14 protein-coding genes are annotated in these 13,410 nt (G+C 70.5%); 7 read left to right on the top strand and 7 right to left on the bottom strand.

Going from position 1 to position 13,410, the window contains the following annotated elements; genetic code table 11:
* Together CH341_RS20230 and CH341_RS20225 are read right to left on the bottom strand one after the other, a co-directional pair.
* The coding region (locus tag CH341_RS20230; protein WP_111420789.1) for an ABC transporter permease subunit at positions 1 to 944 on the bottom strand (944 nt) is incomplete at its 3' end.
* A gap of 292 nt (positions 945 to 1,236) precedes the next feature.
* On the bottom strand, positions 1,237 to 2,154 hold the full coding sequence (locus CH341_RS20225; protein ID WP_111420788.1) for an ABC transporter permease subunit: 918 nt from the start codon (positions 2,152 to 2,154) through the stop codon (positions 1,237 to 1,239).
* A 563-nt stretch (positions 2,155 to 2,717) separates the two neighbouring features.
* Between CH341_RS20225 and CH341_RS20220 the strand changes: the two genes are divergently transcribed.
* Together CH341_RS20220 and CH341_RS20215 are read left to right on the top strand one after the other, a co-directional pair.
* A complete protein-coding gene (locus tag CH341_RS20220; protein ID WP_111420787.1) occupies positions 2,718 to 3,005 on the top strand; it encodes a hypothetical protein in 288 nt (95 codons plus the stop codon).
* Positions 3,006 to 3,154: 149 nt separating this feature from the next.
* On the top strand, positions 3,155 to 4,069 hold the full coding sequence (locus CH341_RS20215; protein WP_111420786.1) for a helix-turn-helix domain-containing protein: 915 nt from the start codon (positions 3,155 to 3,157) through the stop codon (positions 4,067 to 4,069).
* A 37-nt stretch (positions 4,070 to 4,106) separates the two neighbouring features.
* On the opposite strand, the gene CH341_RS20210 is transcribed toward CH341_RS20215, so the two are convergent.
* From CH341_RS20210 to CH341_RS20195, 4 genes are all read right to left on the bottom strand, one after another.
* Positions 4,107 to 4,526 carry a hypothetical protein gene (locus tag CH341_RS20210; protein WP_111420785.1) on the bottom strand — a complete coding sequence of 140 codons (420 nt, stop codon included), beginning with the start codon at positions 4,524 to 4,526 and terminating at the stop codon, positions 4,107 to 4,109.
* 134 nt (positions 4,527 to 4,660) lie between these two features.
* Positions 4,661 to 5,140, bottom strand: coding sequence for a BLUF domain-containing protein (locus CH341_RS20205; RefSeq protein ID WP_111420784.1), 480 nt, complete (start codon positions 5,138 to 5,140; stop codon positions 4,661 to 4,663).
* 163 nt (positions 5,141 to 5,303) lie between these two features.
* Positions 5,304 to 6,083, bottom strand: coding sequence for a 3-oxoadipate enol-lactonase (gene pcaD, locus CH341_RS20200; protein ID WP_111420783.1), 780 nt, complete (start codon positions 6,081 to 6,083; stop codon positions 5,304 to 5,306).
* A 36-nt stretch (positions 6,084 to 6,119) separates the two neighbouring features.
* A complete protein-coding gene (locus CH341_RS20195; protein ID WP_111420782.1) occupies positions 6,120 to 6,566 on the bottom strand; it encodes an SRPBCC family protein in 447 nt (148 codons plus the stop codon).
* A gap of 249 nt (positions 6,567 to 6,815) precedes the next feature.
* On the opposite strand from CH341_RS20195, the gene CH341_RS20190 reads away from it, so the two are divergent.
* Positions 6,816 to 7,061 (top strand): hypothetical protein, encoded by a 246-nt coding sequence (locus CH341_RS20190; RefSeq protein ID WP_111420781.1) that lies wholly within the window; start codon positions 6,816 to 6,818, stop codon positions 7,059 to 7,061.
* Between the two features lie 136 nt (positions 7,062 to 7,197).
* A complete protein-coding gene (locus CH341_RS20185) occupies positions 7,198 to 8,463 on the top strand; it encodes an alpha/beta hydrolase family protein (RefSeq protein ID WP_111420780.1) in 1,266 nt (421 codons plus the stop codon).
* A gap of 200 nt (positions 8,464 to 8,663) precedes the next feature.
* Here CH341_RS20185 and CH341_RS20180 read toward each other — a convergent pair whose 3' ends face one another.
* Entirely contained in the window at positions 8,664 to 9,608 is a 945-nt protein-coding gene (locus tag CH341_RS20180) for an MBL fold metallo-hydrolase (RefSeq protein WP_111420779.1), read from the bottom strand.
* 229 nt (positions 9,609 to 9,837) lie between these two features.
* On the opposite strand from CH341_RS20180, the gene CH341_RS20175 reads away from it, so the two are divergent.
* Genes CH341_RS20175 through CH341_RS20165 form a run of 3 tightly spaced genes read left to right on the top strand, consistent with a single transcriptional unit; the run spans position 9,838 to position 13,394 of the window.
* Complete coding sequence (locus tag CH341_RS20175; RefSeq protein WP_111420778.1) at positions 9,838 to 11,271, top strand: amidase; 1,434 nt, start codon at positions 9,838 to 9,840, stop codon at positions 11,269 to 11,271.
* Positions 11,268 to 12,470, top strand: a complete 1,203-nt coding sequence (locus tag CH341_RS20170) for an amidase (RefSeq protein ID WP_111420777.1) — start codon at positions 11,268 to 11,270, stop codon at positions 12,468 to 12,470. The genes CH341_RS20175 and CH341_RS20170 overlap by 4 nt, the downstream gene beginning before the upstream one ends.
* A gap of 30 nt (positions 12,471 to 12,500) precedes the next feature.
* Positions 12,501 to 13,394 carry a LysR family transcriptional regulator gene (locus CH341_RS20165; protein ID WP_111420776.1) on the top strand — a complete coding sequence of 298 codons (894 nt, stop codon included), beginning with the start codon at positions 12,501 to 12,503 and terminating at the stop codon, positions 13,392 to 13,394.
* Positions 13,395 to 13,410: the final 16 nt, after the last annotated feature.

The following is a 13,410-nucleotide window of genomic DNA, read 5'->3' as shown; positions in this document are numbered from 1 at the left end:
TCGTCCTCGCGCAGCGCCTCCCAGGCGCGGCCGATCGGCAGGCGGCGCAACCGCACCGTCACGAAGGCGGTCAGCAGCGCCAGCGCCAGGATGATGTAGTAGAGGAAGATGCCGCGATAGATCGGCGAGAACTCCAGCCCGAAGGTGGCGGCGAAGCCGCTGTCGGAGGCGTTGAACGGGATGCCGAAGAAGGTCGGCCGCGGGATGCCGCTGATGCCGGCATAGCCGTTGGTCACCGGCACCCAGTTGATCAGCACCAGGCGGATGATCTCGCCGAAGGCGAGCGTGACGATGGCGAGATAGTCGCCGCGCAGCCGCAGCACCGGGAAGCCGAGAATGATGCCCCAGAACGCGGCCAGGATTCCGGCGAGCGGCAGCAGCGTGAAGAACGAGAAGCCGAACTCTTTCGCGAGGAGCGCGTACGAGTAGGCGCCGACCGCGTAGAAGGCGACGTAGCCGAGATCCAGCAGGCCGGCGAGCCCGACCACGATGTTCAGCCCGAAGCCGAGCATCACGTAGATCAGGATCTGGATGCCGAAATTGTCGATCCACTTCACCGAGCCCTGGACGCCGCTGAGCCACAGGGCCAGGAACGGGAACACGATCACGAAGCCGATCGCGAAGGGCGGGAACCAGCGCCCGAAGGCGGCGGCGAAGCGGCCGACGGCGGCGCCGGCCCGCGGGACGCGGCGGGCCCGGCGCTCGTGCCACGGCGTGATCAGGAGCGAGTTCAGCAGGCTGCCGGCGACCACCATGGCGACCAGCACGGCGACCAGCGGCCAGCGGGTATCGAGCCTGAGCTCGCCGCGGATGTCCTGCACGGCCTGCAGGCCGATCAGCGGCACGAAGATGCCGAGCGCCACGGCGGCCCAGATCGCCGCGTCCTTGACAGCCCGCAGGGCCGTTCCGGCAGCGCCATCAGGACGAGCGCCATCGGGACTCATGCGGCGCCTCGGGGGTCGTTGCTTGGGCGTCCCGAACGCCGGAAACGAGGGGCTGGAGCGTGGGGCCACCCCCCACCCCAACCCTCCCCCACAAGGGGGGAGGGAGCCGGCCGTGCCGAGAGGCGAAACCCTCGTCGCCGACAATCCGGGGCGTCGAGACCCGATGTCGCTGCGGCTCCTGGTTCCCTCCCCCCTTGTGGGGGAGGGACAGGGAGGGGGGTGGCGCCGAACTCGGCGTTCGTCGGGCGCGACGTTCCGAGCAGCGGAGCAGAAGTTTGCCGCACCGCCATCGTCAGACCTTCTCCACCTCGGGGCGGCCGAGCAGGCCCTGGGGCAGGAAGATCAGCGTGATGGCGAGGATCGAGAAGGCGGCGACGTCCTTGTAGTCGATCGAGAAGTAGGCCGACCACAGGGTCTCGACGAGACCGATCAGCAGGCCGCCGACGACGGCGCCCGGCAGCGAGCCGATGCCGCCCAGCACGGCGGCCGTGAAGGCCTTGACGCCCGGCGTGAACCCGTCGGCGAAGCTGATGACGCCGTAGTACATCAGGTACATGGTGCCGGCGACCGCGGCGAGCGCGGCGCCGATGACGAAGGTGATCGACACGGTGCGGTCGACGTCGACGCCGAGCAGCGACGCCATCTTCTGGTCCTGCTCGCAGGCGCGCTGGGCCCGGCCGAGCGCGGTGCGGCTGACCACCCACCAGAACGCGGCGAGCAGCACGGCGGTGACGGCCCACACCATCAGTTGCTTGTAGGACAGGGTGACCTGGTAGCCGCCGCCGTCCATCAGCACGAACTCGCCGGTCAACAGCGGCGGGATCGACTTGTTGCGCGGTCCCTGGGCGACCTGCACGAAATTCATCAGGAAGATCGACATGCCGATCGCCGAGATCAGCGGGGCGAGCCGGAACGAGCCGCGCAACGGCCGGTAGGCGAGGCGCTCGATCGCCCAGTTCAGCACCGAGGTGAGCAGCATCGCGACGACCAGCACGATCAGCAGCGCCAGCCAGATCGAGCCGATGCCGATCCACGAGGTGAGCACCAGGAAGGCGATCAGCGCGATGAAGGCCGACACCATGAAGACGTCGCCATGGGCGAAGTTCACCATGCCGATGATGCCGAACACCATCGTGTAGCCGATGGCGATCAGGCCGTAGATGGAGCCGAGGGTGAGGCCGTTGATCAATTGCTGGATGAAAACGTCCATGCGTTCGCCGCGCCTTCGCTAATTCTGCAATGTCGGCCGGGCCGGCTGCCGGCGTCCCGAACCCCCGCCGCAACCGTTCGACCCTGTTCTTAACAGGGGCCCCCGCGGCCGGCAACGCTCGATCGCGACGGAAGAATTTTCCCCCGGGCGGGATCGCGCCGCGGTCCCTCGACGGGTGGTGAGCCGGTCCATGCTGTCCCCCTCGGCCCGACAGTCCGGGCGTCCCGATGCTCCTCTGCAAGGACGATGCCTGACGGGATGCAGGGCGGATCACCGGGCGGCGAGGTGTGGGCCGGCAAAGGGTCCGGATCGACAGGTCGCGACGATCGAATCATGCACGCGATAGTATTCGCCGTGCCGAATGCAAAATCGATGCGATACCGGACAGTCGAATCGCCGCATCCTGTTCGGTTCGTGATGCAAAGGCTCACGTCTCTCTGGATCGTATACGATTGGCCTGTTGCGCCGCGATCGTTCACGAACATGTTATACAGGCGACGTCTTCATCTCGGCGCAATTGGGGGTCCAACTCGCTGCCGGGCTGGACAACGAAAGGACGTTCCATGAGCCAGGACACCAGGACCCCGCATCAGAACCCGCAGCATCAGCAGGGCCAGCAGAACCAGGGTCATCAGACCCCGGGTCAGCAGCAGCAGGGTCACGGCGACAAGCAGCAGCAGAGCGGCCAGCGCCGCGACCAGAACGCCCCGCAGCAGCAGGGCGAGCGCCGGCCGGACCAGCGCCAGCAGTCGCAGCAGGGCCAGGCCGGGCAGCACGGTGATCATTCCTCGGGCGGCCATTCGTCCGGCGGCCATTCCTCGGGCGGTCAGCACGGCAGCGGCCAACGCTGAGCCGCTTCCGTCTCGGGAGCTCCGCCGCAGCGGCGGCGGAGCTTTCCGCACGCGCGGCGTGACACCGCCACCCGAATGTGAAGGCGGGGCGCCGTGATCGCGCCGGCGCGGGCCTACCGGTCCGCCGGAGCGTGCCGTAAGCTGGCGGCATGACGCCCGCTCCGGCTTCCACCGCTCCGGTCCTGCCGCTGTTCCACCTCTACGGCGATCCGCCGGAGGATCAGGCGTTCGACTTCATCCATGTCGAGACGATCTCGTCGCGCTCGACCCGCCACGCCTGGACGATCCGGGCGCACCGCCACCGCAATCTCTTCCAGATCCTGCTGATCGCCACGGGCGGCGGCGAGATGAGTCACGAGGCGGCGACGCGGCCCTTCGCCGCGCCCTGCGCGATCCTGGTGCCGGCGACGATCGCGCACGGCTTCCGGTTCCGGCCCGGCGAGACCGAGGGCTTCGTCGTCACCTTCACGGAGGACGTGGCCCAGGGGCTCGGCGAGCGCACCGGCGAGGCGCTCGGACGGCTGCGGGCGCTCGCCGCCGATCCGATCGTGCCGATCGCCGGCGCCGCCGAGGCGGCGCGGCTCGCGGCGCTGTTCCGCGATCTCAACGAGGAGCATTTTTTGGCGCGCGAGGGCTATCGGCTGGCCCTGCGGGCCTATCTGGCGCTGATCGCCATCGGGGTCGGGCGGCTCGCCGCGGGGCGGGCGCGCGGCCACAGCGCCGCGCCGCTGCTGGGCTCGGCCGAGCCGGTGGTCGAGGCGTTGCGGCGCCTCGTCGAGGATCACTTCCGCACCGAGCGCCAGCTCGCCTTCTACGCCGAGAAGCTCGCCATGACGGCGGACCGGCTCAACGACCACGTCAAGCGGGCGACCGGCGTCACGGCCGGCCATCTGGTGCGCCAGCGCGTCGTCACCGAGGCGAAGCGGCAGCTCGTCTTCACCATGCAGCCGATCCACGAGATCGGCTGGGACCTGTCCTTCTCGGATCCGTCCCACTTCACCCGCTTCTTCCGCAAGCAGACCGGCACGACCCCGCAGGCGTTTCGCGAGCAGGGCGGGGGATGACGGGGGTCTCCGGATCGCGCGGGAGTCCGGTTTCCGCTTATTGGCCCGGCCTGGAGGAGGCGACCGGCGTGGCCGGCACCGGCTTCGCGGCCGTCGGCTTGGGGGCGGCGGGCTTCACGGCGTCCGGCTTCACGGCGTCGGGCTTTACCGCGCCGGGCTTTACGGCGTCGGGCTTGGCGGCCTGCCTGGGCGCTTGCGGCTTGGCTGCCGTCCCCGAGGACGGCGCCTGTCGCACCGTGCCCCACGGGTCGACCGTGGTCGGCTTGTCCGGAATCTCCTTGACGGTCCGGCGATAGGCCTCGTCGATCGCCTTCTGCCGCTCGACCTCTTCCGACGTCAGCTTTTTCGTCGAGCCGCCGATGTCGAGCGACGGCGTCGCGATCTGGGCGAGGGCGGGAGCGCCCGCCAGGGTCAGCGCGACGGCCGCGCCGACCGATAGTGTGAACAGCCTTTTCACGTCAGCACCTCGAGTTCCAACGAGGAACCGGTACTAGACGTTTCTGGCGTCGATGTGGTCGAAAATTTGCCGCGTGTTTCCCGTCTGCGGCGCCGGTCGGGCCCGGCGGGGCCCCCCGGCGGCGGAGCTCGGTCTCAGGCGTGCGGCTGCGACGCCTCCGGATGGCCGTGCCCCAGCACGGGCGGACGCTCCATGTAGGCCGTGACCACGGCCTCGGTGAGATCGACGAGGCGGCGCGGCGTCATCCGGCTCGGATCGAACTCCGTGTCCTCGCACCAGCGTCGCACCAGGTCGCTCATCTGCGGCTCGATCGCGGCGCCGGCCATCCACCAGTAGGGGAATCGGCGCTCGTCGATCGGGGTCGAATCGGCCAGCACGATGTCGGAGTGGCGCGGATCGCCGGCGATGCGCTCGTAGGCCGCCGTCACGTCGGCGCTGCGGCCCTCCAGCACCTGCACGAACCAGCGCCGGTCCATGATCATGGCGCCGGTGATGCCGCGCAGCCGGTTCTTGGCGATCGATGCCGCGAGGATGTCGGCCATCTGATCGGCGCTGGCGTCCTGGTCCTGGTCGACGCGGCGACGGCTGTAATAGACCACACGAAGAAGGCTCATGGTCGTCTCCTCGCATGCGACGGCGACGGATCGGTCCTCGCCTTCATGCGACAGCGCTACCACAAGCCCGACGGGAAGTCCCGCGGCGGTGCACCATCATCCTCGGCGGATCGCGCTGCGCTGCACGCGCGCAGCGCGATCGCGGTGCGTCGACGCGGTCGCGTCAGGAGACCAGGAAGCCCAGCACCTCGGTGTTGAAGGCGACGGTCTGCTCGATGTTGGAGATGTGCGCCGCCTCCAGGATGGTGAGCTGCGCGCCCGGCACGCCGCGGCTGATGAACGCCGCCGCGTCGATCGGCGTCGACTGGTCGAAGCGGCCGGCGACCACCAGGGTCGGCGCGGCGATCTTGTCGAGCAGATCGCGCTGGTCCATGTCGCGCACCGCCTCGCAATTGGCGATGTAGCCGTCGAGCGGCGTCTTGAGGAACGCGGCCCGCACGGCGGCGACCGTCTCCGGCTCGCGCTCGCGAAACTTGTCGGTGAACCAGATGGTCATCACCTTGTCGGCGATGGCGTCGAGGCCGCCGGCCTTGATCGTGGCGATGCGGTCGTTCCACGGCGTCTTGTCGGGGAAGAAGCTCGACGTGTTGGCGAGCACCAGCTTGCCGAGGCGCTCCGGCGCGTTGGCGCCGAGCCACTGGCCGACCATGCCGCCCATCGACAGGCCGACCCAGTGCGCCTTCGCAAGCGCCAGCCCGTCCATGATGGCGAGCGCGTCGCGGCCGAGCTGGGCGATCGAGTAGGGGCCGGGCGTGACGCCCGAGCGGCCATGGCCGCGGCGATCGTAGCGCACCACGCGGAAATGCCGCGAGAACGGCGCCGCCTGCCGGTCCCACATGGTGAGATCGGCCCCGAGCGAGTTGGAGAAGACGACGGCCGGCGCGTCGGCCGGTCCCTCCACCTCGACGTGGAGGGCGCAGCCCTCCGATTGGATCACCGGCATGTCGACTCCCGTGCCGCGCCGTCCGCTGCGTCCGCGTCAGGACGCGACGGCGGCCGCGAACTTGTTGAAGAACTCGTCGGCCATCTTCTTCGAGGCGCCGGCGACCAGCCGCTGGCCGAGCTGGGCGAGCTTGCCGCCGATCTGCGCCTCGACGTTGTAGGACAACAGCGTGCCGCCGTCCTTCTCGGCGAGCGCCACCACGGCGCCGCCCTTGGCGAAGCCGGCGACGCCGCCTTCGCCCTCGCCGGAGATGCGGTAGCCGTTCGGCGGGTCGAGGTCGGTGAGCTTCACCTTGCCTTTCCAGCGCGCCTTGACGGGCCCGACCTTGGTCACGGCCACGGCCTGGAACTCGCTGTCCGACAGGCGGTCGAGCATCTCGCATCCCGGAATGCAGAGGCGCAGCACCTCGGGGTCGTTGAGCTTCTCCCACACCGTCTCGCGCGGCGCGGGCAACTGCACCTCGCCGGACATCGTCATCGCCATTCGTCCGCTCCATCGCGTTCGGTGACAGGCGCAGCGGCGTCGCCCGCGCGCGGCGCCATCATAGGCCGGGACCCGCCGGAGAAAAGGGGGGCGGGTACGCCGGTGTGCCGGCCCGCCCGGCCCGCCCGGGCCGGCCGGCGAGGCTGGCGCAGGCCGGGCCGGCCCTCTAACATCGCGCCCGCGACGGTCGAACCGCCGATCCGCCGCCAACAACAACCCGGGATCGGAACGCTGCAACGGAGGACACCCATGGCCTTGTTCCCCTGGCCGGCCGGTCTGGCGGCCGCCATCCTGCTCGCCCTCGGCCTCTCGCTCGTCGATACCCGTCCCGCCATCGCGCAGGGCGGCGTCGTGTGCCAGTACGGACCGGCATCCTACCGGCGCTGCTGCACCCAGTCCTACGCCCGCAAGCCGAGCCTCGGCGCCACTGCGCGGGCGAACGACATCGACGCCTGCATGGGCAAGGGTGGCAAGAAATCCGGCAAGCCGTCGTAGCGCCCGGTTCTGTCCTGCAGACGCGCCGGCCGGCGCGTCTGTTGTTCGTCGTCCCACCTCGCTGCCCGAATCCCGCCGTCCTCCGCCTCGCCCACTCCTTCGCCTGCCTCACCAAGAACACGTCCAAGGACCGTCCATGAACCGTAAGACCGATGTCCGTGCCGCGCCCGTCCCCGACTCGCGCGGCGAGCCCCATGTGCGCCGCTTCGACGAGCAGCGCTGGGTGATCGACAACATCATCCGGGCGAACGGCATCGACTGGGACCAGCCGCGCTCGGTCTATCTCAACGCGCCCTGCGGCACGGAGGCGAACGCCGACTTCGCCGGCATCCGCGAGCGGGTGAAGAAGATGGGCGACATCGGCCCGGCCTTCGAGGCGGTGGCGCGGCGGCGCGAGGCCAAGGCGCAGGCCGCCGAGCAGGAGGGCCATCTCGTCACGGCGCGCGACAACTACTACATGGCGGCGATCCAGTGGGCGGCGGCGCAGTGGCCCTACGACCGCAACGACGCGCCGAACCTGTTCTGCAACGAGCGCAAGCGCGCCTGCTTCGCCAAGTATGCCGGGCTCGCCGACCACACCGTGGAACCGGTGTGGATCCCGTTCGAGGGCCGCGCGCTGCCGGCCTGGTTCCACTTGCCGCCGAGCTACAAGGGCGGCCGCGTGCCGGTCGTGATCAACGTGCCCGGCATGGACAGCTTCAAGGAAGCCGCCGTGTCGCTCGCCAACGACCGCTTCCTGGCGCGCGGCGTCGCGGTGCTGGCGATCGACGGGCCGGGTCAGTACGAGGCGCCGGTTCTCGGCGTGTACTTCTCCACCGACCGCTGGGCGGCGGCCGGCAAGCCGATCGTCGACTGGCTCTCCGCGCGGCCGGAGGTGGATGCCGAGAAGATCGGCGTCGTCGGCACCAGCTTCGGCTCGTTCTTCAGCACCATCCTCGCGGCGCACGAACCGCGCGTCAAAGCCTGCGCCGTGATGTCGGTGTGTCACGAGCCGGGCGGCGAGACGATCTTCCAGCAGGCCTGCCCGACGTTCAAGAAGCGCTTCATGTACATGTCGGGCATCACCGACGAGGCGGAGTTCGACACATTTCGGAAGAGCATCACCTGGGAGGGGCACGCACAGCGCATCGTGTCGCCGTATCTGTGCGTCGCCGGCGAATGCGAGGAGCTCTCGCCGCTGGAGCATTCCGAGCGGCTCCTGGCGGCGCTCGGCGGCCCCAAGCGCTTCGTCGTCTACCAGGAGTCGCGCCACTCGGTCGGCAATGTCGCGGCCACCAATCTCGGTCCGTTCCCGACCACGATGATCGCCGACTGGATGCTCGATCGCTTCGCCGGCAAGCCGATGCCGAGCGAGCGCTGGTTCGTGAGATCGACCGGGCTGATCGAGAAGACGGCGATGTGATGATTGGTCCGGCGCGGCGGCGCGCGTCCCTTCACCTCTCCCCAGCGGGAGAGGCCGGGGCTCGTGCGCCAGCGCGAGCTCCGGGTGAGGGGGGCCTCACCTCACGATGGACTCATCGGCGCCGGTTTCCCCTCTCCCGGCCGGGGAGAGGGAGCCCCGCCGTGCACGCGGCAGGGTCGGAGAACCACCGCACCGCGCCTCTACCCGTATCGCTTGCCCCTGAGATAGCGATAGGCGCTGCGCACGTCGGCGCCGATGAATTCGGCGTAGCGGGGCGTCGTCTCGTAGCGGGGCAGGCGCACCTCGCGGGCCGCGGTCTCCTCGGAGGCGCCGGCCCGGATGGTCGCCGCGACCGCGTCACGCAACGCGATCAGGAGATCACGGAACTTCGCCACCTCGTGCAGCGTCGCCGGCGGACCGTGGCCCGGGACCACGGTCTCGATGTCGAACGAGAGCACGCAGTCGAGCACGCGGATCCAGCCGTCGAGGTCGCAGTCGCCGAGCCAGGGAAAGCGGTCCTGGAAGAACAGATCCCCCATGAAGACGGTGCGGGCACGCTCGAGATGGACCACCACGTCGCCGTCGCAATGCGCCGGCCCGAAATAGCACAGCCGCACCACCTCGTTCGGCAGGTGGAAGGCGAAGCGGTCCGAGAAGGTGTGGGTCGGCGGCACGATGGTGATGCGCTCGTAGCCCGGCTCGGCGAGGCGCCGTTCGGCCTCCCGGCTCGCCGGCGCGTCGTCGGCGACCAGCTCGGCGAAGCTCTCGCCGTAGCAGAGCGCCGACTTGGTCGGCAGGTCCGTCACGGTCCAGCCCCGGCCGCCATTGGCGCCGAGCAGGCTCGAGAAGGCCTCGGCCGTCCGCTCGTGCGCGATGATCGGCACGCCGCCGGCGAACACCGCGTTCCCGGCGACGTGATCGAGATGATAATGCGTGTTCACTACGGCCCGGATCGGCTTGCCGAGCTGATCCGCGAGGGCGGTCCGGAAGGTGCGGGCGAGTTGCTCGTTCTGCTGGGTGTCGACGACCAGGAGCGAGTCGCCGGCATCGACGGCGCCGGCATTGGAGTCGCCGTCGTCGCCGAGCCAGGCATAGGCGCCGGCGGCCACGGGGCGGAGCTGGGGCGAAGGGGGCGGAGCTTTCATGCGGTTCGGGTCCGGGGCGAGCAGCGCCGCTGGGTCGGGGCGCGCCCGAACGGCCGGCGATGGACGAGTGTATGATCGGATGGGGCGTCTTGTCCAAGTTGGTTTACAGTCCGGGTGACGACCTGGCCGACCGGGGCCCGGATTGATCTGCACGTTTTTTGCATGCGTTCGGGCGCGCTGCTAAGCAGGGCCGAAGGGTCCGCCCGGGCCTCACTGTCGAAGGCTTTCCATGACCACCTCCGTGTCCTCTGCCGAGGATCTCGCCCGCCTCGATGCCGTCCCGCTCGCCGAAGCCATCCGGTCCCGCAAGATATCGCCGTGCGAGGTCGTCGAGGCCGTCATCGACCGGATCGAGCGCCGCGACGGGCCGATCAACTCGGTCTGCACCATCGCCCGGGAGCAGGCCCGCCAGGCGGCGCTCGCCGCCGAGGCTGCCGTGATGCGGGGCGACCCGCTCGGGCCGCTGCACGGCGTGCCGGTCGGCATCAAGGACGTGACGCCGACGGCCGGCATCCGCACCACCTTCGGCTCGAAGCTCTACGAGACCAACATCCCGGCGGCCGACGCCGAGGTGGTGCGCCGCCTCAAGGCGGCCGGCGCCATCGTGGTGGCCAAGACCAACACGCCGGAGTTCGCGGCGGGCGCCAACACGTTCAACGAGGTGTTCGGCGTCACCCGCAATCCCTGGGATACGCGCCTGTCGGCCGGCGGCTCGACCGGCGGCGGCGCCGCCGCGCTGGCGGCCGGTCTGATCCCGCTCGCCGAGGGCACCGATTTCGGCGGCTCGCTGCGCGTGCCGGCCTCGTTCTGCGGCGTCGTCGGCTTGCGCCCGACGCCCGGCCTGACGCCGCTGCGGCCGAGCGCGCTGCCCTGGGACGCCCTGCGGGTCGCCGGCCCGATGGCCCGCACCGCCGAGGACGTCGCGCTGATGATGTCGGCCATCGCCGGGCCGAGCGACGCCTCGCCGATCTCGCTGCCGGTCACCATGGACGGCCTTCTGGAGCAGATGCGGAACCTCTCCGTGAAGGGTCTGAGGGTCGGCTATGTCGACGACGTCTCCGGCGTCGGCATCGAGAGCGGCATCGCCTCGCTGTGCCGCCGCGCCGCCCATGTGCTGGCCGACGCCGGTGCCGTCGTCGAGGACACGGTGCTGGATCTGGCCGAGGGCTGCGAGGCCTTTCCGGTGCTGCGCGGCGCCGCCGTGCTGCTCACCCACCGGTCGCGCCTCGACCAGATCGACAAGATGGGCAAGAACCTCGCCGGCAACATCAAATACGGCCAGTCGCTGACGCTCGCCCAGGTGGTCGAGGCGGAGGCGGCGCGGGCGCGGCTGTGGGAGCGCACCTGTGCGTTCTTCTCCCGCTTCGACGTGCTGCTCACGCCCTGCGCCCCGGTGCCCCCGTTCCCGGTCGAGCAGAACCATCCCACCCATATCGGCGGCAAGCCGATGCGCAGCTACATCGACTGGATCGCCCCGACCTATGTGCTCACGCTGGTCGGCGTGCCCACCGCCTCGGTGCCGGCCGGGCTCGACGGCCACGGCCTGCCGGTCGGCCTGCAGGTCGCCGCGCCGCGCCTCCACGAGGCGACCGTGCTGGGCGTCGCCCGCATGATCCAGCAGCTCGTTCCGACCCCGACGATCGCGCCAGGATTCGCCGCATGACCGACGCCGCCGCTCTCGCCGATCCGCACAACGCCTTCTGCCACGACGTCACGGTGCGCCTCGACGGCAAGCCGGGCGGCCCGCTCACCGGGCTGACCTTCGGGGCCAAGGATCTGTTCCACGTGAAGGGCGTCCGCACCGGCGGCGGCAACTTCGACTGGCGCGACACCCATCCGCCCGCCGAGGAGACGGCCTGGGCGATCGAGACGCTGGTCGCGGCCGGCGCCACCATGGTGGGCAAGACCATCACGGACGAGATCTCGCGCGGCATCTTCGGCGAGAGCGCGTTCTACGGGACGCCGACCAATCCGCGCGCGCCCGGCCGCATCCCGGGCGGCTCGTCGAGCGGCTCGGCCGCGGCGGTCGCCGGCGGCACCGTGCCGTTCGCCATCGGCACCGACACGGCCGGCTCGGTGCGGGTGCCGTCGTCGTTCTGCGGCCTCTTCGGCATCCGCACGACGCACGGCCGGGTGCCGGTCGCCGGCATGCTGCCGCAGGCGCCGAGCTTCGACACGGTCGGCTGGATGGCCGACGACGCCGAGGTGTTCGCCCGCGTCTCCGCCGTGCTGCTGGAGTCGTCGATCGAGGCCGTACGGCCGAAGCGCATCTTCCTGGCCGACGACGCGTTCGCGGTCGCCGAGCCCGACACCGCCGCGGCCGTCGAGGCGGCGCTGATGCGCGCCTTCGGCGACGGCACCGCGATCGAGCGCGTGCGGCTGTCGCCGACCGGCCTGTCCGACTGGTCGTCGCACCAGGCGATGCTGCAGGGCCGCGAGGCCTGGACCACCTTCGGCGAGTGGATCGACAGCACCAATCCGCGCTTCTCGTTCGAGGTCGCCGACAATTTTTTGCGCGGCACCCGAGCGAGCCCGGAGGAACTCTCGATGGCGCGCGAAACGCGCGAGCAGGTGCGCGAGCGCGTCCACACGCTGCTGGCCGACGGCAGCCTGATCGCGCTGCCGACGACGCCGTTCCCGGCGCCGCCCGCGGGGCAGAAGCGCTCCACGATGTGGGGCCTGCGCGCCGGCATCATCGCGCTCACGGCGGTCTCCGGCATGGCCGGAACGCCGCAGGTGACGATGCCGTTCGCCGCCGTCGACGGCCTGCCGGTCGGCCTGTCGCTGATCGGCGCGCCCGGTGCCGACGAGCGGCTGATCGGTGCGGCCCTCGACGCCGCGCGGCGGGGTGTTCGCGTCTGATCACGTAACGGATCGACGGAGGCGCCCGACATGGAACTCCGTCGGATCCGCTACGCCCTGAGCGTCGCCAAGGAGCGCAGCTTTACGCGCGCCGCCGAGCGGCTGAACGTGTCGCAGTCGGCGGTGAGCGAGCAGGTGCGGATGCTGGAGGCCAGCATCGGCTTCTCGTTGTTCCGTCGCACGCCGCGCGGCATCGAGGTGACCGAGGCGGGCCGCACCTTCTTCTACGAGGCCGAGCGCGTCGTCGGCGACTTCGACAGCCTCGGCGACATCGCCCGGCGGCTCAAGCGGGCGCCGTCCGAGACGCTGACGCTCGCCATGGGCTCCGGGATGGCCCAGATCGTGATTCCGAAGCTGTTTCGCGACGTGCCCGACCAGCTCCGCACGGTGCGGCTGGAGATCCTCACCGCGCCGACCAGGACCATCTTCGAGCTGCTGGCCGAGGAGAAGATCGATGCCGGGCTGGCGATCGAATCCGATCCCGAGCACGTGCCGCCCGGCATCGTGTTCGAGCCGCTCGCCGAGGCCGAGCTGACGCTGATCGCGCATCCCTCGCATGCGCTGGCGCGAGGCACGACCGCCGTCGATCTCGGCCGGCTGGTGCTGGAGCCGATCGTGATGAGCGAATTGTCGGTCGGCTACGGCCGCGTCGTCCACGCGATGTTCGCCGAGCTCGGCATCCGGCCCAACATCCTGGCGGTCGCCGACAACATCGAGACCATCAAGGTGATCGTGCAGTCCGGCCGCGGCCTCGCCATCGTGCCGCGCGCCTGCGTCGACGTCGAGGTCGCGCTCGGCGTGCTGCGCGCGCTGCCGATCGCGCCGCAGCGCAACGTCCGCATGAACCTCTACCGCCGCCGCCAGGCACTCTCGCGTCGCAAGGAGAGCCACCTCGCCGTGGTCCGCGCCGCGCTGGTGGCGTGATTGTCTTCGTCATTCC

The sequence above is a fragment of the Rhodoplanes roseus genome (assembly GCF_003258865.1).
GTDB classification, from domain to species: Bacteria; Pseudomonadota; Alphaproteobacteria; order Rhizobiales; family Xanthobacteraceae; genus Rhodoplanes; species Rhodoplanes roseus.
The sequence above is the reverse complement of the archived record's forward strand: the minus strand, read 5'-3'. Positions and strand labels throughout refer to the sequence as shown.